Below are 25905 nucleotides of genomic sequence, written 5' to 3'. Positions count from 1 at the left end.
AATTCACATATAGAATTAGGGTGGTAACGCGATTTATAACTCGTCCCTTTGTTTAAAGGGGGCGAGTTTTTTAGTATTTAAATTTATGTGAAAGAATAAAAAATTTTGGAATTATAATATTTATAGGAAAGGGTGATTTGCATGGCGAAATTTAAGCCATTAGTGGACAGTTCAGTAAAACAAGCAGAAGCACAAGTTTTTGATTATTGGAAAGATATAAATATACTTGAAAAAACTTTAGAAAAAGGGGAAAATGACCCAAGTTTTGTATTCTATGAGGGACCTCCTACAGCCAATGGAAATCCGGGAGTACACCATGTTTTATCTAGAACACTTAAAGATTCAGTTTGTAGATATAAAACAATGTCTGGTTATCAAGTAAAGAGAAAAGCTGGTTGGGATACACATGGATTACCAGTTGAAATACAAGTAGAGAAAGAATTAGGTCTTACTAGTAAGCAACAAATAGAAGAATATGGAATAGCTGAATTTAACCAAAAATGTAGAGAATCAGTTTTCTCATTTGAAAAACAATGGAGAATAATGACTGAGAGAATGGCTTATGAAGTTGATTTAGATAATCCATATATAACTTTAGATAATAACTATATAGAGTCTGTATGGTGGATACTTAATAAATTCAACAAAGAAGGATATATCTATGAAGGACATAAAATACTTCCTTATTGCCCAAGATGTGGAACTGGTCTTGCTAGTCATGAGGTTGCACAGGGGTATAAAGAAGTAAAAACTAATACAGTTATAGCTAAATTTAAGAAAAAAGATGCTGATGAATATTTCTTAGCATGGACAACAACTCCATGGACTTTACCATCAAATGTTTCATTAACAGTAAATGCTGATGTTGATTACTTAAAAGTTAAAAAAGGTGACGAGATATATTATGTATCTAAACCTCTAGCTAATAAAGTACTAGGTGAAGATTATGAAGTTTTAGAAGAAATGAAAGGTAAAGACCTAGAAGGATTAGAATATGAGCAATTAATGCCTTTTGTAGAAGTTGACAAGAAAGCATTTTTCATTACATTAGGAGATTATGTAACTACTGAAGATGGTACAGGAATAGTTCATACAGCACCAGCATTTGGTGAAGATGACTATAATACAGGTAAAAGATATGATTTACCAGTTGTACAACCAGTAGATGAAACTGGTAAATTTACAACTACTCCTTGGGAAGGTAAATTTGTAATGGAAGATGGGCTAGATGTTGAAATAATAAAATGGCTAGCTTCTGAAAATAAGTTATATAGTAAAGAAAAAGTAGTTCATAATTATCCACATTGTTGGAGATGCCAAACTCCATTAGTATACTATGCAAAACCAAGCTGGTATATAGAGATGACTAAACTTAAAGATAAATTAATAGAAAATAACAATGGTGTAAAATGGTTCCCAAGCTTTGTAGGTGAAAAGAGATTTGGAAACTGGTTAGAAAATTTAAATGACTGGGCAATATCAAGAACTAGATATTGGGGAACTCCACTTCCTATATGGAGATGTGAATGTGGTCATACGGATTCAGTAGGTTCAAGAGCTGAATTGGCTGAAAAAGCTATGGAAGATGTAAATCCAGAGACTGTTGAACTTCATAGACCATATGTAGATGATATACATTTAAAATGTGAAAAATGTGGAAAACCAATGACAAGAGTAACAGAAGTTATAGACTGCTGGTTTGATAGTGGGGCTATGCCATTTGCTCAACACCATTATCCATTTGAAAATAAGGAAAACTTTGACCAATTATTCCCAGCTGATTATATATCAGAAGGTATAGACCAAACTAGAGGTTGGTTCTACTCATTACTTGCAGTATCAACATTTGTATTAGGAAAGGCGCCATATAAGAGTGTTTTAGTTCCAGACCTTGTACTTGATAAAGATGGAAAGAAAATGAGTAAATCAAGAGGAAATACAGTAAATCCAATGGAGTTATTTGACCAATATGGAGCAGATGCATTAAGATGGTATCTACTATATGTTTCTCCACCATGGACTCCAACTAAATTTGATATGGATGGATTAAAAGAAATACAAAGTAAATTTATAGGAACTATGAAGAATGTATATAACTTCTTCACTTTATATGCAAATACAGATGATATAAATCCAACTGAATTCTTTGTAGAATATAAAGATAGACCAGAACTTGATAGATGGATACTATCTAAGTTTAACAATTTAATGAAAGAGGTAGAAGAAAATCTATCTATATTTGAATTAAATAAGACTTTAAGAATGATACAAGATTTCATAAATGATGATTTATCTAACTGGTATATCAGACGTTCAAGAAGAAGATTCTGGGCAACTGAATTAACAGAAGATAAAAAAGCAGTGTACAATACAACTTATGAATTATTACATGGTCTTTGCAGAGCTATAGCTCCATTTGCACCATATATGTCAGAAGAAATGTACAGAAATTTAACAGGAGAAGTATCTGTTCATTTAGCAGAGTATCCTAAGCCTAATGAAGAATTAATGGATGCTAAATTAGAAGAAAAGATGGATTTAGCTAAAAATCTAGTTACTTTAGGTAGAGCTTCAAGAGAAGTTGAAAGAATAAAAGTTCGTCAACCATTACAAAAAGTATTAGTAGATGGTAAATTTGAAGATACAATAAGTGATGTAGTTGATTTAATAAAAGAAGAACTTAATGTTAAAGAGGTAGTATTTGCTAAGGACTTAGATGAGTACATGAACTTTAGTCTAAAACCAAACTTTAAGGCAGCAGGACCATTACTAGGGGCTAAGATGAATTTATTTGTGGGAGCATTAAATAAATTAAATGCACATGAAGCTGTTAATAAACTTGAAAATGGTGAAAGCTTAACAGTTGATTTAGATGGTGAAGCTTTTGAGTTTAATAAGGATTTAGTGTTAATAGGTATAACTGCTAAGGAAGGATTTAATGTATCTGTTGAAAATAATCTTTTTGTTATACTAGATACTAAGTTAACTGAAGAATTAGTTGATGAGGGTTATGCTAGAGAATTTATATCTAAAGTACAGCAATTAAGAAAATCTAATAACTTTGAAGTATTAGATAATATAGTTATAGATTACTGTGGTGATGATGAAATTGCTAAGGCTGTTGGTCACTTTGAAGAATATATCAAGTCTGAAACTTTAGCTTTAGAAATAAATAGAGTAGACGATAAGTCTTTAGAAGAACAAAACTTAAATGACCATATGACAGGTATAAAAGTTACAAAAAAATAAAAAGAATAGTTAGTTAATTAAAATCCTTATAGAAATTAGTTTATAAATTTCTATAGGGATTTTTTAATACAGTATAATTCTATATTCAATAAAATGTTGAAATATTCCAAAATTTACAGTAAATAAATATATATAAATCATATAAATTATTTATAGTATGTGATAGAATATTAGTGAATAAGCGTTTAAGTGAGGATGAATAATATTTTAGAGTAAACTACTTCTGATAAATTTATTTATAAATTTATTGTGTATAATGCAGGGTGGTTTATTTATTATGCAAAGGGGTGCGTTTTGATGTATGGTGAAAGTAAAAAACTAAGTATTGATAATAACATATTTTTACAATATGGTCTTATTATATTGGGTATGATTTTATCAACCTTAGGAATAAATTTATATCTAGCACCAGCCAAGTTATTGAGTGGAGGAGTAGCTGGAATTTGTGTTATATTATATAATCTATTTGGTATAAATCAAGGAATCTCCAGTTTTTTGATGAATATACCAATATTTATTATAGCTAAAAAGTATTTTGATAATAAATTTTTGTTAATAAGTTTTGTTAATATGTTACTATTTTCTGTTGCTCTTGGATTAACACAGGATATTGCTAAATATTTTCCAATAAATGACACTATGCTACAGTGTATTTATGGTGGTGCTTTAACCGGTATAGGTATGGGGTTGACTTTTAAAGCAAGAGCTACTGCTGGAGGACTTGACATAATAGCAGCTATAATGAAAAGAAAGTACGATATACCTATGAAAAATACATTTTTATTTATAAATTTCTTTGTAGTATGTGCAGGTGCATTTTTATTTGGAGCCAAGTTGGTAATGTATACTCTAATTGCTATGTATATAATTTCTTTTACAATGGACATAGCAAAAGATTGTTTTGATAGAAAAAAATCCATACTTCTAATATCTAATAAATATGATGAAATATCCAAAGTAATAATGAATAAGATGGGAAGAGGTGTAACTTTTCTAGAGGCAGAAGGAGCATACACACAAAATAAGAAAAAAATGATTTATTGTATAATATCTGCAAATGAAATAGGTAAATTTAAAGATTTGATTTATGATATGGATAGTGAGGCTTTTATTTCTGTTAATAATGTGGAGGAAGTAAAAGGAGGAGGTTTTAAAGATAAGTTTCTTTAAAATATCAATGTTAAAAAATACCATATGTATTGTGATTACACCTAGTTAGATGTATACTGTAATTAATGGGGTACATGAAGTACTCAATAATATACTAGGAGGTATAAGAATATGTTAAGAGAGAGATTTGTAGTAAGAAATCACCATAATCCACATACAAGTGGATGTTGTGGAACTGGAGGAGAAGGATGCTGTGGAGGAGATAACCATGAGCATACACATCAACATTCTCACAGTCATGGGCATGAGCATGAGCATGTAAATGGTGCAGGTCACGACCACAATCATGAGGATGGTTTTTCAGGAACTCATGAGCATAGTCACGAGCATTCACACACACATGGGCATGAACACTCTGATGGACATACACACGAGCATAAATAGAAATATTTAAAAATTATAAAAGATTTTTATTTTGTGAATCCATGAAGGTTTAAATAAAAATTAAATATTTTAAATAAAAATTATTGATAATAAATAAGAAAGTGAACTGTTAAATTAAAAACTTTAATAGTTCACTTTTATTAAGTATTAAATTTAAATCCAATGATTAACTAAAAAAGAAGCTATATTTTCATAAGGTATTTTTTCTGTTCTTAATAAGCTTTGGACAACTAAACCATCAACTATAGACATAAGTAAGAAGGAAAATGATTCAGCCTCTTGTTCACTTTCACTGCTACTGTATTTTTCTAATGACTCAACAATTTCAGATTTAAGAGTAGTTCTCCATTCAATATATTTTAATCTCATTCTTTCTTTCAAATCATCATTTGAAGTAATTGCTTCGCAAATAAGATACATATGTACTCTACCACGACTTTCTATAGTAGATATTTTCTCTAAGATTAAATTAACCATTTCTATTTGAGAATTTTTTGATTTAACGTTTTTTACACAGTTTAATATAGCACTGGTTATAACTTCTAAATGAGTGTCTGCAATATCATATATAATATCATTTTTAGATGCGTAGTGATAATACAAAGTACCTTTACTTATATTTACATCTTTTGCAATATCAGCAAGACTAGTATTTTGAACTCCATTTTTGGCTATTAAATTAGTTGCAGATGATAAAATAGCCTGTTTCATATTGTTTGTTTTCATAAAACCTACCTTTCTATGTATATTTATAATAAATTAATAACATTATAAGCTTATGGATATTTATTGTCAATAAAGCAAGAATTTATATCTATTGACTTTTTTTCATTCAAAATATAAAATAATAATTAAATCGGTCGTGCGACCGACTGAATAAATAAAAACAATATCTTATAGTGAGGTTAATATGGATAAAATAAAATTGATAGTGGATAGTGCATGTGACTTACCTAATGATATAATAGAAAAATACAACATCGAAGTTGTTGGTTTAAATGTATCTTTTGGAGAAGAAAGTTATATATCTGGAAAGGAAATAGATAATGAAACTTTCTATAGAAAAATGAGTGAAAGTAAAGTACTGCCAAAGACATCATGTCCTTCACCTGATAAATTTTTAGAAGCATATCATTGTCAGGAAGAAAGTATATTGGTGATTAATATAAGTTCAGGATTATCTGGGACTTATAATAGTGCACTTTTGGCAAAAGATATGTTTGAAAAAGAAGGGAATAACAAAAAAATTGAGGTTATAGACTCACTTAGTGGGTCAATTGGAATAGGACAACTTGTGTTAAAAGCAGCAATATTAATCAAAGAAGGAAAAGAACTCGAAGAAATTGTTTCAATAATAGATAAATATAAAGATAATCCTCCATTTTTTGGCACTTTAGAGACATTAGAAAATGCTATTAAGGGAGGTAGGATAAACCCTATAGCAGGAAAAATTATAAATACATTGAATTTTAAGGCTATAATACAAGTTGCAGATGGAATTGTAACTCCAATAGATAAGGCAAGAGGCGAAAGCAATAGCTTGAAAAAATTGATTAATTTAGTAGAATCTAAGATTAATGATAGAGAAGAAAAAATTTTATTTATAGGTCATGCAAACTGCCCTGACAAGGCTCAAAAAGTAAGGGAAGTCATGGAGAAAAATGTGAAATATAAAGAGGTTGTAATCTGCGAAGTTGGCTCAGTTATGGGTACATATACTTCAAAAGGTGCGATTTTAATAACTGCTATATAAATCATAAACTGAAAAATTAAAGCCATAAAAAAATGCTTTAAAGCATTTTTTTATGGCTTATTTTAATTTTAGTGAGTTAATTTTATAATTAACCAACTACACATATTTCTTTATCATATTTATTTAATATCTCACAACCATCTTCAGTAACAAGTACTAAATCTTCTATTCTAACTCCAAATTCACCTGGTAAATATATACCTGGCTCTATAGAGAATATCATTCCTGGTTGTACAGTATCTGTATTTATAGAAGATACATCTCCCTTATCATGAACTTCAAGTCCTATAGAGTGACCTGTTCTATGAGTAAAGTATTGTCCATATCCTTTTTCAGTTATGTAATCACGAGCAGCAGCATCTATATCACAGAATCTAACTCCTGGTTTTACAATAGCTTCAGCTCTCTTATTAGCTTCAAGAACTATTTCAAATATTTCTCTACCTTTTTCAGGTATTTCTTTATAGAATACAGTTCTTGTCATATCAGCACAATAATTGTCTTTTATACAACCTATATCTAATATTATTGCATCTCCTGGTTTTACAAGTGCGTTTCCAGGTTCACCATGTGGATTAGCTCCATTAGGTCCAAATCCTATAATAGGGTCAAATGAAAATCCATCAGCACCTAAATCTTCATATATTTTAGATAATTTACCAACAAGTTGTTTCTCAGTAAGTTCACCAGAAACAGTAGCTTTAAGTTGCTCCATACTCTTGTCATTTAATCTTGAAGCTATTCTCATTAATTCTTTTTCTTCTTCATCTTTACACATTCTTAAAGTATCTATTATATAAGATGAATTTACAAATTTACTTCCTCCACCTAGTTCCATTAAGCTTAATAAGAATCTAGCTGGCCAGTTTTTATCAACACCCATAGTGGCATTTTTGTCTATATGTTCAGTTATTATTTCTACTGGATTTTGAGTATCATTAAACCAAACCATTTCAACACCTAAATCTTCTGCAACTGGGAATAATTCATTTATAAATAATTTATTATTTCCATTTAAATTTAGGTATAATGCTAATAATCTTTCGCCTGGGTGGATTAGTGCTCCTGTTAGATAAAATATCGAAGTAGGGTCACTTACCAACATTTGAGAAATATCATCTTTTTTCATTTGTTCAAGTACAGCATTTAATCTTTGAGCCTTCATAATAATTTCCTCCTAATCAAAATTTAATACAAATCAATTTTAGCATTATTAAACAAAAAAGAGTATACTTTTCTTTTAGAAATATAAAAAATTTTTGTTATATATTTTTTATATTAAATTTAATCATCACTTTTACATTAAATATAGAGGTAAAATGATTTTTTATTGTGAAAAATTTATAAAAACAATAAATAAAAGACATAAAGTTGTGTATTTAAGCTTTTTATATCATCATGAAAAATAATAAATAAAATTTTATATTAAAATAATATTGAAACAATTTTAAAAATTTAGTATGATTAGAATTGAAGTGGTAGAGCTTTTGAGATTTATCATTTTTAATAAACTTTGATTTCAAAGTATTTGATTTTTATTAGTGAATGACTTTAATAAATTGAAAATTCTGAAAGTGATTGATTTAATGACAATGAATTTATTTTATTAATTTTGAAATCAATTTTTAACTAATTAATAGAGAGGAGAATTTAGATTAAGATGGAAAAGAAAAAAATAGGCCTATGGAGTTTGGTATTTATGAATGTATCAGCTTTATATGGTATCAGATGGATAGCTAAATCCACAGCATCAAGCTTTGGTTTAGGATTAGGTGCAATACCTATGTGGTTATTATTCTCATTTATATATTTTGTACCAGGAGCTTTAATTTGTGCTGAATTAGCTTCTACATATCAAAAAGGCGATGGAGGTTTATATGATTGGGTTAAGGAAGCCTTTGGAGAAAAATATGGATTTTTAGTTTCTTGGTTAAATTGGACAGCTAAAATATTTTGGTATTCTTCATTCTTAACTTTCTTAGCAGTAAATGTTTCTTATACAATAGGAAATCCAGCACTTGCAGATAATAAGATGTTTGTACTTATATTATCTTTAGTAATATTCTGGGCATTATCTCTTATAGCAACTAAAGGTATAAGTTTTACAAAGATATTTACTAATACAGGTGCATTAGGTTCAACAATACCAAGTGCTATACTTATAATATTTTCATTTGTAGCAGTATTTGTATTGAAAAAACATGATATAGCTTCAACATATACAATAGCTTCAATGACTCCAAAACTTAACATGGATGCATTTGTTGCTATATCAGCTATCATGTTTGGTTTAGCAGGAGCAGAAACTGCAGCTAACTTTATAACAGAGATAGACAAGCCTGAAAAGAACTTCCCTAAAGCTATATTAATATCAGCTGGGATAGTAGCTTCATTATATGTATTAGGTTCAATTGCAATAACTATGATAATACCACCAGATCAAATTACAGCTTCTAAAGGTGTACTAGATGCACTTGCAGCAGTTTGTCAATCTTTAGGAATAGGCTCTTGGTTGGTTCAATTAATAGCTTTTGGTATAGCTTTCTCAATATTAGGAGCGATAGTTCTTTACATAGCATCACCAATAAAAATGTTATTTGGTAGTGTTAAAAAAGGAGTATTCCCAGATAGCTTGGTAGAAGTAAATGCACATAAAATACCTTCTAAAGCTGTTATACTTCAAGCAATAATAGTTACTATAATATTATTGGTGACAACATTAATGCCTTCTGTTGATGCTATATATAATGTCCTTGTAACTATGACAGCATTAACTGCGTTATTCCCATATGTATTATTATATGCTTCTTATATTAAATTAAGAAAAGATAGACCAGATGAAATTAGACCTTATACTATGGCAAAATCAACAAGCACTTGTATAGGTTTAGCTAAAATGGTTTTAACAGTAACTGTAGTTGGGATATTATTATCTGCAGCACCAGTTATGCCTACATTTGCTGAAAATATCATATATGAGATAGAGATGATTGGTGGAGGTCTTCTAGTTATATTATCTGGTTTATGGTTATGGAATAGATATGAAAAGAAAATAGCTAAATAAGATGTATTTTAAAAATTTCTTTTGGATATTATAATATATAGTTGACAATTTATAGTGTAAGGAATATTATAAAATAAAGAAATTAATGAATTGAATCCTGTGATAAGAAATAGTAAATAAATATACTTTTGTACAGAGAATTAAGGATGCTGAGAACTTAATAAAAAGCGTTTATTGAATGGGTCTTTGAGGAGTGAGGTGAAATGTAGTTAAAGCTACAGAGTATCTGATATCGTGTGTGCACGTTACAGCATATATTGAGATATATATATTTATTTTTAAGTATATATAAATTTAGGTGGTACCACGGAAAATATATCCGTCCTATTGATTTAGGACGGATTTTTTAATATAGAAAATTTAGGAGGAAAAATGAACGTAATAGGAATTATAGGTGCAATGGATGAAGAAGTAAGTATTTTAGTTAATCTAATGGATATTAAAGAAACTGTAAAAAAAGCTAGTTTAGAGTTTCATCAAGGAACATTAGAAGGAAAAAATGTAGTATTGGTAAAATGTGGTATAGGTAAAGTTAATTCTGCTCTTTGTGCACAGATACTAATAAGTGAATTCAAAGTTGATGCTATCGTTAATACAGGTGTTGCAGGTGCTTTGAACGAAAACCTTGATGTTAATGACATAGTGATATCAACGGATGCTATACAATATGATATAGATACTACAGCATTTGGAGACCCTAAGGGAGTTATACCAAGAATGAAGACTTCTGTATTTAAAGCAGATGAAAGACTTATAGATGCTGCTTATAAATCTTCTGTAGAAGAAGTAAAGACTCACAAAGTATTGAAAGGAAGAGTAGTTACAGGAGATAAATTTATAAATTCTAAAGAATTAAAAGATGAGTTAGTAAATGATTTTGGTGGATATTGTGGAGAAATGGAGGGTGGAGCTATAGCTCATGTATGTTATTTAAATAATACTCCATTTGTAATAATAAGAGCAATGTCTGATAAGGCAGATGGAAGTGCTGATGTTATGTATGATGTATTTGTGCACGATGCTGCCAACAATTCTAAGGATATAGTTTTAAATATGTTAAAATCAATATAAATATAAGGAGGTACAAATAAAATGAGTGAAAAAAAAGTTATATTTAGTGGTGCACAACCATCAGGAAAAATGACTTTAGGAAATTATTTAGGAGCTATAAAAAACTGGACTGAACTTCAAGATAATTATGATTGTTATTATAGTATAGTTGATTTACATGCAATAACAGTACCTCAAGACCCTAAAGTTTTGAGAGCTAATGCTATAGAATTACTTGCTCAATATATAGCTTGTGGGTTAGACCCAGAAAAAAATACTATATTTATTCAATCTCATGTTAAAGAGCATGTTGAACTTATGTGGGTATTAAGTACAATGACTTATATGGGTGAATTAAGTAGAATGACACAGTTTAAGGACAAATCCCAAAAGAGTGAAGCAAATCTAAATGCAGGTTTATTTACTTATCCAGTTCTTATGGCTGCTGACATATTATTATATCAAACTGATTTGGTTCCAGTTGGAGATGACCAAAAACAACATTTAGAGTTATCTCGTGATTTAGCAAATAGATTTAATAATAGATTCTCACCTACATTTGTAGTCCCAGAAGGATACTATCCAAAAGGTGGAGCAAGAGTAATGAGTTTACAAGAGCCAACTAAGAAAATGAGTAAATCTGACTCAAATGAAAATGCTTTTATATTATTGGCAGATGATTCAGATACTATAAAGAGAAAGATAAAGAGAAGTGTCACTGATTCTTTAGGAGTTGTAAAGTATACTGACGAGCAACCAGGTATTAAAAATCTACTTGATATATATTCTAATTTAAGTAAAAAGAGCGTAGAAGAGATTGTAAACCTGTATGAAGGTAAGGGTTATGGAGTATTTAAAGAAGATGTAGCTGAAGTAGTAGCAGAAACTTTAAGACCTATAAGAGAAAAATATGTTGATCTTCTTAATAATAAAGATTACTTAGAAAAAATATATAGTATGGGAGCAGAAAAAGCTGAAAAACAAGCTAGAAAGACTCTTAGAAAAGTTTATAAAAAAGTTGGTTTTATAGAAAGAAGATATTAATGATTAATTATAGATAAACATTTATATTTTTAGTTGAAGAAATTATGGTAATAAAGCAAAAATAATATTTATTTATGAAAAGGTTGTAAGTAGATTTGTATAAAAATACATTCACATACAACCTTTTTTTATTAAATAAGTCTAATAATAATTAAAAATTTATTTAGATTCTTTTAATTTTCTCCATAAAGTACTTCTGCATATTCCAAGTTTGTCAGCTACTATTTGTTTATTCCACTTATGTTCATTTAAGTAAGATAAAATAATTTCTCTTTCCATTACTTCAAGGGTATCTCTATGTATCTTAATAATCTCCTTACCTTCTTTTTTGTCTTCTATAACATTATTATCCATGACATTAGTTGTATTTTCTAAACAATTATAAATCAAATTATTATTATTTTCTTTGCCATAAAGAAGTACAAATCTATGAATAGTATTCTCTAATTCTCTCACATTACCTGGCCAATTATAATTTGTTAATATATCTAACTCATGTTTTTCTAAATCTGGAATGTTTATTTTGTATTTTTTTGAATAGTAATTTAAAAAATGAGTGGATAAAATCTCAATATCATTCTTTCTATCAGAGAGAGTAGGTAGGTTCAAATTTAATATATTTAAACGATAATACAAGTCAGTTCTGAATTTATTATTGTGAGTTAATTTATTCATATCTTGATTTGTAGCTGCTATTATTCTAACATCAACTGAAATTATAGAATCTGAACCTATTCTATTAAATTCTTTTTCTTGTATTACCCTTAACAATTTACCTTGGAGAGAAATTGGTAGAGAATTAATTTCATCTAGAAAAATTGTTCCTGTATGTGCTAATTCAAATAAGCCTTTTTTTCCATTCTTTTTTGCACCTGAGAATGCTCCTTCTTCATAACCAAAAAATTCACTTTCAAGAAGAGTTTCAGGAATTGCTCCACAATTTATAGGTACAAAAGGTCTATTTTTTCTGTTACTCTCGTTATGTATACTTTGTGCTAATAATTCTTTTCCAGTACCACTATTTCCAGATATTAGAATGCTTGCATCTGTTGAAGCATAGATGCGTGCAGAATTAATAATGCTTTTAAGAGCATTACTTTTTCCTATTATATCATCAAAATTATACTTTGCTACAAATCCTTTAGCATTCAATTTTGACCTAATTTTCTGTTCCTGCTCTTGTATTTTTTCAACATTATGGAAACGTAATATCTTTTCTGCAAAACCACTTTCATTAAGATTGGATTTTTCTATTAGAAAATTTGACTTATCAATTTTGATTATTTCTTTATCCTTGCCTTCTTTATTTAAAAAATCAGCTATTGTATTGTTTATATCACCAATTTTTTTATTAAATACCTGAACATTTTTAATACTTAAGATATCTTCCAAAGTTGAATTAATCAGCACCACTTTATCACCCTTAATGGCCATAACACCTTCTGATATATAGTTTACAATTAATTTTAGACTTTCTAATTGTTTTCTTTCTTTTTTTCTTACTTTAATTATAGATAGAGCTTGCTTTATAGCTTCAATTACAGAAGTTTTACTTGATTTAACAAATACTACTGGCATTTTATTTGATGTACCACTTTCTAATGCTGCTATTCCCCCACCTACCATTGCATCCATACCATCGGATTTTCCACAAATTACTTGCTTATGAATGTCATCTATAGTTTCAAAAGCATATATTTTAAGTTTATGTAGATTAAGGATATTTTTAATTATGTCAACTTTGTCTGTTATCAATTCTATTGTTTCTGAATGCATTATAATACCTATATTATCTCCATATAACTTTGCAGAATTAACCGCATTTATAATATCAAAGTAATCAGGCTCCATTCTAATTATAACCGTATTTTTAAATATTTTACTTATGTGACTTGCCACACCACCTCTACTAATTATTACTTCAGGATATGAATACTCTGTAAAAAGATTGTTTAATTTATTTATTAAATAATCATTTATATTGTATCCTTCAATTACAGTTGGATATAAATTCATTTCATTAAGTATCTCAGATAGTTGGGATTCAAATCCTTCATAAGGAGATAAAATCACCAAATCCTTTTCTAAATTGTTTACTTCTGAATTAGTTATTTTCAATTTAATCACCTTCAAATCGTAATAATATGTCTAAATTAAGCTTTTGGAGTGTATCTATTAACAATCATTATATAGATATTTGTTTAATTATTCAACAAAATGTTTTATAAGATTATATAAATAAACATTATTAATTTATAACTATAATAAATACTAAATATAGAATACCAATTTAAATCTATTTCAAAGACCTGCAATAGCATTGATGAGTAAGAAAACGATTTTTAAAAAAGTTATTTGGCATATTTGTTGCTTATTATAGTGTTGAAAGATTTAATTACATTTAGATAGGAGAAATATAATATGATTGATTTAAGAAGTGATACACTTACACAACCATCAGAAGAAATGCTAAAAATGATTCTTTTAGCACAAACTGGAGATGCAGGTAGAGAAGATGAGTATGGTAGAGGAGAAGATAAAACAGTTAATGAATTAGAAGATTTTGCAGCACAATTAACTGGAAAAGAATCTGCTGCATTTTTTCCTTCAGGAACATTAGCAAATACTACAGCAATCCTTACATATTGTAAGCCTGGAAATAAGGTACTTGTAGATGAAAAACAACATATTTTACTTAATGAAAAAGTGGTTTTTGATTCAAGTTTTGGACAATTATTGCCAATTAAATTTAAATTAACAAAAGATGGTATTCCTGATAAAAATGATATCATTAAACTGATTAAAGCAAATAATATCAAATTGATAAGTATTGAAAATACACACAACTTCGCAGGTGGGAAATGTATACCTTTAGAAGATTTGAAAGAACTAAGAAAAATATCTATAAAACATAATATTCCTATTCATATGGATGGAGCTAGAATATTTAATGCATCTATTGCAACAGGAGTTGATGTAAAAGATATTTGTAAGAATGTGGATTCAGTTATGTTTTGTATTTCTAAAGGATTAGGGGCACCTATAGGTTCAATTCTATCTGGGAATAAAGATTTCATAGATGAAGCTAGAAAACTTAGAAAGCTATTAGGTGGTAATATGAGACAAGCTGGCATAATTGCTGCTGCTGGTATCTATGCTCTAAAGAATAATGTAGAAAGATTGGCTATTGACCATAAAAATGCAAAATATTTAGCCAATAATTTAAAAGATATTAAAGATATAAATATAGACCATAATATTCAAAGTAATATTGTGATTATAAATATAGCTAAATCTAGAGTAGTTCAAGAGGCGTTTTGTGATAAATTATTACAGAAGGGTTTGAAGGTCACAGTATTGCCATCTGGAGAGATTAGATTAGTATTTTATAAAGGAATTACTATTGAAAATGTAAAGCAAGCTGTGAAAATTATAAAACAAGTTTTAAATGAAATATAAAAAATTATAAAAAAGATTAGTGTTTATAAAAGTTATTAAAAAACACATAAAGGGGTGGCAAGTTTTATGGAAAAGGTAGATAATAATAAAAAATATATTATTTTAGGTATACTATTTATTGCTTGGTTTGTAGGATACTGTGATAAGATGGCAATTAACGTTGCTGCAATACCAATAAGTAAAGAGTATGGTCTAAATCCAACACAAGTTGGTTTTTTAATTAGTTCATTTTCTTTTGGTATGGCTATTATGTCTCTTTTTGGAGGATACTTTGCTGATAAATATGAATCTAAAAAATTGATTATAGTAATAGTATCTATATGGGCTATATTTTCTACATTTACAGGTATGTCATGGTCATTTGTTTCTCTCATGGTGATAAGATTTATGTATGGATGTGCAGAAGGCATATTTCCACCAGCAAGCTCAGTTACAATAGCAGAGAATTTTAAAAAAGAGCAGTTTGGAAGGGCAAAGTCTTTTCTTATATCAGCAGGTCAGTTGGGGACTGCCTTTGCAGGTTTGATTATAGCCTATTTAGCATTTTCTTATGGATGGAGAAAAGCATTTTTCATTTTTGCCATAGCTGACTTAATAATTGCTTTATCTTTGTACTTATTAAATAAAAATGAAAAAAAGACAGGTAAGAGCACACAAAAAACAAAATCAAAAAAGGTTCCCCTTAAAGAAGCTTTTAAAAATCCTATTGTGTGGAAGACACCAATTATTCAATTTGGCGTAGGATTTTTAATGTGGGGATTGAATTCTTGGTTGCCACAATACTGGGTGAATGTCAAACATTTAGATATAAAAACTATGGCTACTTATTCAATGATACCAGCACTTGCATCATTTATTTTTGTAAATATATCAGGATGGATTATTGACAAATACTTTGTTGGACGTGAAAAAATAGCTATTATTGCTTCTCTAATTATAATGTGTATTTCTGTTTTCTTAATGTATAATACTGGAAGTATCGTTTTAGGATTTATATATCAAACGATTGCTAATTTAGGAGTGTGTTGTTTGAGTCCAGCATTTTATACCTTAGTGTTAAAATATGTTCGAAAGGATTTAGTTGGTACAGCAACTGGATTTATAGCTTTTGGGTCATCTGTTGCTGGAATTATTGCACCATTAATAATGGGGCTTTCAATTACTCTTCTTAAAGGGTCTTATATAGCAGTTTTTGGAATGATTATAGTTATACTTATATTATGTATATTTCTTGCAACTACAATTAATACACGTGAACAAGCTGAAAAAAACATGAATGAACAGAATTTGTAGTTAATAAGGTTTTTAATATTTGAAATGAATAATATTTATAAAGGGAGTGTGTATTATGTATTATAATTTTGAAAGAATTGATGAAATAGAATTTAAGAAAGAGCTTATTAAGGTTCGCAGAGACTTACATAAATATCCAGAATCAGCATGGACTGAGTATCGTACTACTGTAAAAATAATTGAAATGTTTGAAGAATTAAAAATTCCTTATATATATGGAACTGAAATTCATTCGCCTGAACATATGCTTGGAAGGCCTGATGTGGATATTCAAGAAGAGTGTATTAAACGTGCTATCAAAGAAACTGGAAGAGAAGATTTAATCAATAAAATTGCTGGAGGATTTACAGGAGTAGTTGGTGTTATCAAAGGAGAACAAGCTGGTCCTACTGTTGCAATTCGTTTTGACATTGATTGTAATGAGTTGATAGAAAGTGAGGAACCTGAACATGCACCTGTAAAGGAAGGTTTCAATTCAGAACATCATGGATGTATGCATGCCTGTGGTCATGATGCACATACTGCTATTGGATTTGGTACAGCAAAGATTTTATCAAAATACAAAGACAAGATTAAAGGAAAAGTTATGCTTATATTTCAACCAGCTGAAGAAGGTGGAAGAGGTGCAATTTCTTTAGTAGAAAAAGGAATTCTACATGAGGTCGATTACATATTTGGTGGTCATATTGCAAATGTAACAGGTAACTTAGGGGCAATAGCAGCTGGTAGTTATGGATATCTTGTCAGTAGTAAATTTGATGTATGTTTTGAGGGAAAATCAGCTCATGCAGGTAATTGCCCAGAGGCTGGTCATAATGCCCTTGCTGCTGCAGCAACAGCAACACTAAATATGCTTGCTATACCTAGAACTGGAAAAGGTGCAAGTCGTATTAATGTTGGAGTATTACAGGCAGGTACAGGGCGTAATGTTATCCCTGATAATGCTATTTTGAAGGCTGAGACAAGAGGTATTACAAATGAAATTAATGAATATATGCTTGAAAGTGCAATTAGAGTATGTGAATCTTCAGCATTAATGTATAAGTGTAAATATAGTCTAGATTTTAAAGGAAAATCTGCTGATTCTTATTGTAATAAAGATTTTGTAGAGTTTGTAACAAAATCAGGTAAATGTATTGATGGAATTAGAGAAATAGTTGATTATGCTGATTTGGGTGCAGGAGAAGATTTTACATTTATGATGAATGATGTTCATAAGCATGGTGGAAAAGCGACATATCTTCTACTTGATGCTGGATTAACTGAAAAACATCATAATAGAAACTTTGACTATAATGAAGATATTATACCAATCTCTGCTAAGTTATACTCTAAAATTGCTTTAGATATCTCATCTAACTATTAAAGTTGTTATAAAAAATTAAGATATATAAAATGGGGCATATCAAATGGATATCAGCCCCTATTTATATGTAAATGTTAATAAATTTAACTTTACACATATATAAATATGCATAAAAAAAGATGAGCTTTTGCTCATCTCAAAGGGGTTAGATTATTCTTACTTTGGGGAAAGTAGAATAAAGGTAAAAGTTAACTAATGTTAACTTTGTCTTTTTTGCATATCACTACTGAGCATAAAAAAATCAGAAAACCATAGCCTTCTGAACTAACTTTAAATATGTACTTTATACCCAATATGTAATTTATGAGTTAATTTTAACTCTTATAATAAAAATTGTCAATAATATATCAAAAAAACATTTTTTAAATTTATATAATTAAACGAATTTATGTTTCTATATAGATGATATGATACAATAACTATGGAATTTATTTTTATGTATTTAATTTACAATAAATATGTGTCTAATTTACAATAAAAATAATAAATTTAAAGTGTGTAAAGATTTATTTTTTAAGAGGGAAAATATGAAAACATCAATTTTAATAGCATTAATAGAAAAAACAAGTCTTATTGTTGTACTATTTCTTCTGATAACAAAGTTAAAAACATTTAAGCAAATATTTCAAAAAGAAGAATATAGCTTTAATGATTTGGTATGTATAGCATTAGTTTTTACCTTTTTAGCTATATTTGGTACTTATAATGGTATAAATTATATGGGTTCAATAGTAAATACTAGAATAATATCTATAGTATCAGGAGGTGTTTTATTTGGACCAATGGTAGGTATTACAGCGGGGGTTCTTTCTGGTATTCATAGATACTTTATGGATATTGGAGGTATAACATCTGTTCCATGTCTTTTATCGAGTATACTAGCAGGTGTATTATCAGGATTTCTATATAAGAGGATACCAAAACAACATAGAGTAATATATGGCATATTGGTAGGTATGGTTTCTGAAAGTTTTACTATAGTACTTATATATTTAATAGCGCACCCACATTCTTTAGCAATTCAAATAATTGGTGGAATATATTTGCCTTTAATTGTTGGACAGATTGGAATCGGATTTGTTATATCCATAGTTGAGGGGATTGAAAAAGATAAAAAGGATATAGAAGCAAGAAATAAAGCAGAAATAAAAGCACTTCAAAGACAGATTAATCCTCATTTTTTATTCAATTCTCTAAATACAATAGCTTCATTTATAAGATTTAGTCCAGATAAAGCCAGAGAACTAATAATAAATTTATCAACTTATCTAAGATACAATCTGGAATATAGTGATAATCTGATAGATATAAATAAAGAAGTTGAACAGGTTAAATCTTTTGTAGAGATAGAAAAGGCTAGATTTGGAGAATTATTAACTGTATCTTATGATATAGATGATGTAAATATAAAGATTCCAAGTTTAATTATACAACCATTGGTGGAAAATGCAATAATACATGGGATCTTAGAAAGTGGAAAAGCTGGTACAGTAAAAATATCTATAAAAAAATTACAATATTCATTAGAAAATACTGTAAGGATATCAATTGAGGATAATGGTATAGGTATAAGTGAAGAAATCATAAATAATGTATATCAAGATAATATGCCTGAAAATAAGATTGGGCTTTATAATGTACATTTAAGACTTAAATTAATGTATGGAAATGGGCTTAATATGAGAAGAACTGATAATGGAACCTTGATAGTATTTTATGTAAAGGAGTAGTGGGATGAGAGCTATAATAGTGGAAGATGAGTTTCCAGCAAGAAAGGAATTGAGATATTTTATTGAAAATAAAAGTAGTATTGAGGTAGTAAGTGAATTTACTAATGGTATAGAGGTGTTAGATTTTATTCAGGAAAATAAAATAGATGTAATTTTCTTGGATATAAATATACCTCATCTTGATGGTATGTTACTTGCAAAAACATTGAATCAATTTAAATCAAGACCTAAGATTATTTTTATAACGGCATATGAAAATTATGCAGTTGATGCTTTTTCTTTGGGCGTATTTGATTATGTACTTAAGCCATATTCTGAAGAAAGAATAATTTCCATGCTGAATAAGTTAGAAAAAAGTGAAATGAATAATGTTGAACTATCTAATGATAGTAATAATTTATCTGATAGCAAGAAAGACATAATAAATCAAAATATAGAAGAAATAACACATAAAATTAGTCTTTGGAAAGGTGACAAACTGGTTGTAATAGATATTGATGATATATATTATTGTGAAGCCAATGAAAGGCAGACATTTATATATACAGAGAAAGAGAAATTTATATTAAAAGAAGGAATATCAGAAGTAGAAACTATGATAAATGATAAAACTTTTTTTAGAACACATAGGTCTTATATCGTAAACTTAAGTAAAGTAAAAGAAATTATACCATGGTTTAATAATACATACATATTAAAATTAAAAAATAGTGACTATGAGGTAACTGTAAGTAGAAGCAAAGTAAAAGAATTTAGGTTATTGATGCATATATAAAGTCATTTCATGTACTTAAATATGCACTTAATGTAATTAACATTTATATTAGCATAAAAAAGTATTACTATTTGAACTGGAAATAGTTTTCTTAAACTTATAAAAATTTATAAAGCAATTATACAAAAAACTAAGGGGATGAATTTATGGTAAGTTTTTTAGGTTCAATAGTAGTGCTTATAGCAGGGTATTTTATCTATGGCACTTTTGTAGAAAAGGTTTTTGGAATCAATGATAAAAATCAAACTCCAGCTATAGCTTGTAGAGATGGAGTAGATTATGTTCCAATGAAATGGAAGAGAATCTTTTTAATTCAATTTTTAAATATCGCAGGATTAGGACCTATATTTGGTGCTATACAAGGAGCGTTATTTGGACCATCAGCATTTTTATGGATTGTATTTGGAACAATCTTTGCAGGTGGAGTACATGATTTTGCTTCTGGATATTTATCAATGAAAAACAAAGGAACATCTGCATCAGAGTTAGTAGGTCTTTATTTAGGTAATAGTGCAAAAATAGCAATGAGAATATTTAGTGTTGTTCTTTTAGTATTGGTTGGAGTTGTATTTGTAACAGGTCCAGCAGGATTATTAAAAACATTGACAGGTATAAATACACAAATATGGGTTGGAGTGATAATCCTTTATTATATTATGGCTACTGTTTTACCAATAGACAAATTAATTGGTAAAATATATCCTGTATTTGGAGCTGCTTTGTTAATTATGGCAGTAGGTGTAGCAGGAGGATTAATAATAAAGGGATATAACATACCAAATATAAATTTACAAAATATGAATCCAAATGGAACTCCTTTATTTCCATACTTATTTATAACAATAGCATGTGGAGCAATATCAGGTTTCCATGCAACACAATCACCACTTATGGCAAGATGTGTTGAAAAAGAGAGTGAAGCAAGACCTGTATTTTATGGTTCAATGGTTGCAGAAGGTATAATAGCATTAGTTTGGGCAGCAGCTGCTATGTCATATTTCCATGGTATACCTCAACTTAATGTAATATTTAATGATGGTGGAGCAGCCACAGTTGTAAACACAGTGTCTGTTGGATTGATGGGTCCTATTGGAGGAGCTTTGGCTATACTTGGAGTTGTAGCATGTCCTATAACTTCTGGAGATACAGCATTTAGAAGTGCTAGATTAACAATAGCAGATGCAATGAATTATAATCAAGATGCAGTTAAAAATAGATTTTTAATAGCTTTGCCATTGTTTGCAGTTGGTGTTGCTCTTACATTTATAGATTTTAATATAATTTGGAGATATTTCTCTTGGGCAAATCAAACACTTGCTATGATAATGTTGTGGACTGGTTCTGCATATTTGGTTAAAGCAAATAAAAATCATTATATAACTACATTACCAGCACTTTTTATGACTGTAGTTACATTTAGTTATATAATGCAAGCAAAAGAAGGTTTTAGATTGCCAGTTAATATATCTAATGGAATAGGTATTATTGTTGCAATAATTCTTGGACTTTTATTCTTTAAAAAAGCTAAAGATATAAAAGAAGAAAATAGTCATAAATTGGCAAGTTAGAAAAAAACTTATTATAAAAATTAAAAAATTTATATTTAAATTATGTTCAAAAAATTGTAGGTGAATTTAAAATTTACCTACAATTTTTTTTATCAAATCTTATTTTTTATTGTATGTTTAATTTAGTTTTCCACATACTATTTTTATGATATAAATATGAAAATAGAGGTGTTAGAAATGAATACTAAAAAATATAAAGATAGATTATTAAAAGAAAAAGAAAAATTAACTAATTTAGTAGTAGATATGAAAGATAATACTTTATTTGGAGATACAACTAAACATACAAGCGAAAAGTATTCATCAGGAGAGCTATCTAGCTATGATAATCATATAGGAGATATGGGAACAGATGTATATATGCAAAATATGCAAAATAGCTTAATAAATCATGAAGAGGGAAGAATGTATCAAATAGATTTAGCACTATCTAAAATAGAAGATGGAACGTATGGGATTTGTGATTTATGTCATAAACAAATAGATTTAGAAAGATTAGACATATTGCCAGATACAAATTTATGTAATAGCTGTGCTAATAAGAATGATGATTTATTAGGAGATGCAAGTGAAAATCCTGAAGTTGAAAATACTAATTTTTATTCAGAATATTTAACTGATTTGACTGATTTAAATAAAAATGAATTATTGAAAGATTAAAAACTGACATCACATATTATTCAAGTTAATTGGAAAAGAGGTAATGACATGAAAAAGGTAATATGGGGTATATGTATATGTTTATTATCACTAGTAGGTGTGTATACATATAATCATAATCAAGATAACTTAAAAGAAACTTATAGTTTGAGTGAAAATAAAATAAGTGATTATGAAGATGTGATAATCAAAAAAGGAAATGATGATGAAAAGGTTATAGCTTTGACATTTGATGATGGACCAGACGAGGTCTTTACACCACAAGTACTTGATATATTAAAGAAAAATGATGTAAAGGCAACTTTTTTTGTAGTTGGAGAAAAGGTAGAATATAATAAAGAATTATTAAAAAGACAGTATGATGAGGGACATGAGATAGGGAATCATACATTTACACATATAAATGTCGCAAAAAATAGTTATGGTAAGGTAGAAAAAGAAATAACAGATACACAAAATGCTGTAAAAAATGTAATTGGAGTAGAACCAAAAATATTTAGACCTCCATATAGAGCTATGAGTAAGAGTGTTTGTGATATTATAGTTTCTAAGCGTATGAACATAATTCTATGGTCAAACTTAGACCCTAGAGATTGGTCTAATCCTGGAGTGGGCAGTATTATAAATACTATTCTTACAAAAGTTCAAAATGGTAATATAATACTTTTACATGATTATAACAATAAAAGAAATGATAAGTCACAAACTATACAAGCCTTAGAAGTAGTAATACCTAAATTAAAAGAACAAGGATATAAGTTTGTAACAATATCAGAACTTATAGAACATTTAGATAAAAATGAGCAGGTACAAAAATAAAAAATACTTATTAAAATATTAATGATGTTTGTATTTCAAATTTACAAACATCATTAATATTTTAAGATAGTTGCTCTTTAGAGTATTTTTTTTGTATAATAGTAATAGTGTGTTTCAAATAAATTTGATTTTTAAATAACTTATAGGGGGAAAAATCATTGTTATATATATTAATAATAATTCTACTCATAGGATTAGACCAACTATCTAAAATATGGGTATTGAATAATTTGGTAGATGTATCAACAATACCAATAATAAATAATGTATTTCATTTAACTTATGTGGAAAATAGAGGTGCAGCATTTGGGTTACTACAAAATAACCAATGGATATTTATAATAGTTGCATTGCTTGCAACAGTATTTGGATTATATTATCTTAATACAAGAAAAGTACATATATTTGGTAAATTAGGGATTATATTAGTAATATCAGGAGCATTAGGAAATCTAGTTGATAGAGTTAGACTTGGTTTTGTAGTTGACTATTTTGATTTTAGGATTATATGGGAATATGTATTTAATATGGCAGATGTATTTGTAGTTGTAGGAACTGTATTTTTATGTATATATGTATTATTTTTTGAAAGTAAAAGTAGGTGATTTAATGGATGAAATAAAAGAGTTTTTAGTTCTTGAAGAGGAAGAAGAAATTAGACTGGATGTTTACCTAGCAGAGCAATTAGGTGATATGTCACGAAGTTATATACAAAAAATTATAAAAGATGGTAAAGTAAAGGTTAATAATAAGGTAGAAAAGGCTAAGTATCTGGTTAAAGAAGAAGATAAGATTGTTATAGAGATACCAGAGCCTAAAGCTTTAGAAGTTATAGCTCAAGACATTCCAATAGACATTGTATATGAAGATAATGATGTGTTAATAATAAACAAACCTCAGGACATGGTTGTTCATCCTGCTCCTGGAAATTATGAAAACACATTAGTAAATGGAATTTTATATCACTGTAAAGATAAATTATCATCAATAAATGGTGTTATTAGACCAGGTATAGTCCATAGAATAGACAAAGATACATCTGGTCTTCTTATGATAGCTAAGAATAATTATGCACATAATTTTTTAGCAGAACAATTAAAAGAACATACTATAACTAGGGAGTATGAATTTATATGTTATGGTGTTGTTAAAGAAGATAGAATAACTGTAGACAAGCATATAGGAAGGAACCCTAAAGATAGGCTAAAAATGGCCATAGTAAAAGATGGGAGAAATGCAACTACGCATTTTGAAGTGGTAGAAAGATTTGAGAAATTTACTCATATGAGGGCTAGGCTTGAAACTGGTAGAACTCATCAAATAAGAGTTCATGCTTTATCTATAAATCACCCACTTTTAGGTGACAATGTATATGGTCCAAAAGAAAATAAGTTTAAATTAAAAGGACAAACTTTACATGCCAAGAAATTGGGATTTATACATCCTACTACAAAGGAGTATATTGAATTTAATTCAGAATTACCTGAGTATTTTAAGGAAGTTATTAGAAAAATTAAATAAGATTTTGTGTAGTACTATAAATCATTTATTTGGTTTTATATAAGTGATAAATTTAGTGAAATTTAACTAAAATATTTTATATTAAAGCATTTTGCTTAAAAAAGCTTGAAAAATTTGAAATATAAATATATAATTTGAGTTAATGGATTATAAAAATTATCTTTAAACGATACAGAGATATCGTAAGACAATTGCTAAATTAGACTGTATATTTTTATATAAGAGCTTCTTGTCTTGTGATGAGGAGTTTTTTGTTGTTTAAATTGGAAATTTAAGTAAAAATAAAATTATAAAAATTAAAAGAAAGGAGTAGATTTGTCAAAAATATATATTATATATTTGACAATAATTATGATATGGTAGAAAAAGCTCAATTAATGGATGAAAAGGCAATAGCAAGAGCAATTACTAGAATAAGTCATGAAATAATTGAAAGAAATAAAGGTGTAGAAAATCTAGTTTTAGTTGGAATAAAAACTAGAGGTGTACCAATTGCAAATAGAATTTCTAAAAGAATAGAACAAATAGAAGGAACAAAAGTGGATACAGGAGATATTGATATAACATTGTATAGAGATGATTTGGAAAAAATTGACGTTGAACCTGTAGTTAAAGGAACTTATTTAGATTTTAATGTAAATGATAAGACTGTGGTTTTAGTTGATGATGTTTTATATACAGGAAGAACTGTGAGAGCAGCACTGGATGCTATTATTGATATAGGAAGACCTAAGTCAATACAATTAGCAGTATTAGTGGATAGAGGGCACAGAGAGTTGCCTATAAGAGCAGATTATGTAGGAAAGAATGTACCTACTTCTAGGCATGAAATTATATCTGTTAGTTTACTAGAGATTGATGGAGAAGATTCAGTTACAATCAAAGAATAATAATTTTAAAATATTGTATAAAAGCTTAGCATTGAATAGTCAGGGAGGAGGATAAAGCTTACATAGATTGCACAAAATAAATATCATAATTTTATGTATGTGTGTCTTAA

At 28.4% G+C, this 25905-nt stretch carries 21 protein-coding genes and 2 other annotated features (1 of these 23 cut by a window edge); of the genes, 18 read left to right on the top strand and 3 right to left on the bottom strand.

Annotated elements, in window-relative coordinates:
* Positions 1 to 51, top strand: a binding site (T-box leader) (it extends 182 nt beyond the left edge of the window).
* A gap of 90 nt (positions 52 to 141) precedes the next feature.
* The 3 genes from ileS to ACTG47_RS14185 all read left to right on the top strand — a co-directional run bounded on the left by ileS (position 142) and on the right by ACTG47_RS14185 (position 4803).
* Positions 142 to 3249, top strand: a complete 3108-nt coding sequence (gene ileS, locus ACTG47_RS14195; protein ID WP_479925036.1) for an isoleucine--tRNA ligase — start codon at positions 142 to 144, stop codon at positions 3247 to 3249.
* 297 nt (positions 3250 to 3546) lie between these two features.
* Positions 3547 to 4419, top strand: a complete 873-nt coding sequence (locus ACTG47_RS14190) for a YitT family protein (protein WP_169469635.1) — start codon at positions 3547 to 3549, stop codon at positions 4417 to 4419.
* Between the two features lie 111 nt (positions 4420 to 4530).
* Positions 4531 to 4803: a hypothetical protein gene (locus ACTG47_RS14185; protein ID WP_169469637.1), complete on the top strand. Its 273-nt coding sequence runs from the start codon at positions 4531 to 4533 to the stop codon at positions 4801 to 4803.
* A 153-nt stretch (positions 4804 to 4956) separates the two neighbouring features.
* Here the strand turns inward: ACTG47_RS14185 and ACTG47_RS14180 are convergent, their stop codons facing one another.
* On the bottom strand, positions 4957 to 5529 hold the full coding sequence (locus ACTG47_RS14180) for a TetR/AcrR family transcriptional regulator (RefSeq protein WP_479925035.1): 573 nt from the start codon (positions 5527 to 5529) through the stop codon (positions 4957 to 4959).
* Between the two features lie 184 nt (positions 5530 to 5713).
* Here ACTG47_RS14180 and ACTG47_RS14175 point away from each other — a divergent pair, with 184 nt between their 5' ends.
* Entirely contained in the window at positions 5714 to 6556 is an 843-nt protein-coding gene (locus ACTG47_RS14175) for a DegV family protein (RefSeq protein ID WP_479925034.1), read from the top strand.
* Positions 6557 to 6644: 88 nt separating this feature from the next.
* Here ACTG47_RS14175 and ACTG47_RS14170 read toward each other — a convergent pair whose 3' ends face one another.
* A complete protein-coding gene (locus ACTG47_RS14170) occupies positions 6645 to 7721 on the bottom strand; it encodes a M24 family metallopeptidase (RefSeq protein WP_479925033.1) in 1077 nt (358 codons plus the stop codon).
* A 495-nt stretch (positions 7722 to 8216) separates the two neighbouring features.
* On the opposite strand from ACTG47_RS14170, the gene ACTG47_RS14165 reads away from it, so the two are divergent.
* The 3 genes from ACTG47_RS14165 (at position 8217) to trpS (ending at position 11714) form a co-directional block, all read left to right on the top strand.
* Positions 8217 to 9620 (top strand): APC family permease, encoded by a 1404-nt coding sequence (locus tag ACTG47_RS14165; protein ID WP_479925032.1) that lies wholly within the window; start codon positions 8217 to 8219, stop codon positions 9618 to 9620.
* A gap of 90 nt (positions 9621 to 9710) precedes the next feature.
* Positions 9711 to 9950 (top strand) — a binding site (T-box leader).
* 42 nt (positions 9951 to 9992) lie between these two features.
* A complete protein-coding gene (locus ACTG47_RS14160; protein ID WP_479925031.1) occupies positions 9993 to 10691 on the top strand; it encodes a 5'-methylthioadenosine/adenosylhomocysteine nucleosidase in 699 nt (232 codons plus the stop codon).
* 21 nt (positions 10692 to 10712) lie between these two features.
* Positions 10713 to 11714, top strand: a complete 1002-nt coding sequence (gene trpS, locus ACTG47_RS14155) for a tryptophan--tRNA ligase (RefSeq protein WP_479925030.1) — start codon at positions 10713 to 10715, stop codon at positions 11712 to 11714.
* Positions 11715 to 11873: 159 nt separating this feature from the next.
* Here the strand turns inward: trpS and ACTG47_RS14150 are convergent, their stop codons facing one another.
* On the bottom strand, positions 11874 to 13832 hold the full coding sequence (locus ACTG47_RS14150) for a sigma 54-interacting transcriptional regulator (protein WP_479925029.1): 1959 nt from the start codon (positions 13830 to 13832) through the stop codon (positions 11874 to 11876).
* A 303-nt stretch (positions 13833 to 14135) separates the two neighbouring features.
* On the opposite strand from ACTG47_RS14150, the gene ACTG47_RS14145 reads away from it, so the two are divergent.
* The 11 genes from ACTG47_RS14145 (at position 14136) to pyrR (ending at position 25795) form a co-directional block, all read left to right on the top strand.
* Complete coding sequence (locus ACTG47_RS14145; RefSeq protein WP_479925028.1) at positions 14136 to 15173, top strand: threonine aldolase family protein; 1038 nt, start codon at positions 14136 to 14138, stop codon at positions 15171 to 15173.
* A 66-nt stretch (positions 15174 to 15239) separates the two neighbouring features.
* Positions 15240 to 16466 carry an MFS transporter gene (locus ACTG47_RS14140; protein ID WP_479925027.1) on the top strand — a complete coding sequence of 409 codons (1227 nt, stop codon included), beginning with the start codon at positions 15240 to 15242 and terminating at the stop codon, positions 16464 to 16466.
* 55 nt (positions 16467 to 16521) lie between these two features.
* Positions 16522 to 17832: an amidohydrolase gene (locus tag ACTG47_RS14135; protein ID WP_479925026.1), complete on the top strand. Its 1311-nt coding sequence runs from the start codon at positions 16522 to 16524 to the stop codon at positions 17830 to 17832.
* Positions 17833 to 18359: 527 nt separating this feature from the next.
* Complete coding sequence (locus ACTG47_RS14130) at positions 18360 to 19562, top strand: sensor histidine kinase (protein WP_479925025.1); 1203 nt, start codon at positions 18360 to 18362, stop codon at positions 19560 to 19562.
* A 4-nt stretch (positions 19563 to 19566) separates the two neighbouring features.
* Complete coding sequence (locus tag ACTG47_RS14125) at positions 19567 to 20337, top strand: LytR/AlgR family response regulator transcription factor (RefSeq protein WP_479925024.1); 771 nt, start codon at positions 19567 to 19569, stop codon at positions 20335 to 20337.
* A 146-nt stretch (positions 20338 to 20483) separates the two neighbouring features.
* Entirely contained in the window at positions 20484 to 21905 is a 1422-nt protein-coding gene (locus ACTG47_RS14120) for a carbon starvation CstA family protein (RefSeq protein WP_479925023.1), read from the top strand.
* Between the two features lie 177 nt (positions 21906 to 22082).
* Complete coding sequence (locus ACTG47_RS14115) at positions 22083 to 22565, top strand: TraR/DksA C4-type zinc finger protein (protein ID WP_479925022.1); 483 nt, start codon at positions 22083 to 22085, stop codon at positions 22563 to 22565.
* A 48-nt stretch (positions 22566 to 22613) separates the two neighbouring features.
* Positions 22614 to 23384, top strand: a complete 771-nt coding sequence (locus ACTG47_RS14110) for a polysaccharide deacetylase family protein (protein WP_479925021.1) — start codon at positions 22614 to 22616, stop codon at positions 23382 to 23384.
* A 158-nt stretch (positions 23385 to 23542) separates the two neighbouring features.
* The gene (gene lspA / locus ACTG47_RS14105) at positions 23543 to 23989 is read left to right on the top strand and encodes a signal peptidase II (RefSeq protein ID WP_169469667.1); all 447 of its coding nucleotides are present in this window, start codon (positions 23543 to 23545) and stop codon (positions 23987 to 23989) included.
* Positions 23958 to 24905, top strand: coding sequence for an RluA family pseudouridine synthase (locus ACTG47_RS14100; protein WP_479925020.1), 948 nt, complete (start codon positions 23958 to 23960; stop codon positions 24903 to 24905). Before lspA ends, ACTG47_RS14100 begins: the two co-directional genes overlap by 32 nt.
* Before the next feature lie 356 nt (positions 24906 to 25261).
* A complete protein-coding gene (pyrR, locus tag ACTG47_RS14095; RefSeq protein WP_021385574.1) occupies positions 25262 to 25795 on the top strand; it encodes a bifunctional pyr operon transcriptional regulator/uracil phosphoribosyltransferase PyrR in 534 nt (177 codons plus the stop codon).
* Positions 25796 to 25905 lie beyond the last annotated feature (110 nt).

The sequence above is a fragment of the Clostridioides sp. LIBA-6622 genome, from assembly GCF_056716095.1.
Note: the sequence above shows the minus strand (reverse complement) of the source record. Positions and strands in the feature narration are given on the sequence as shown.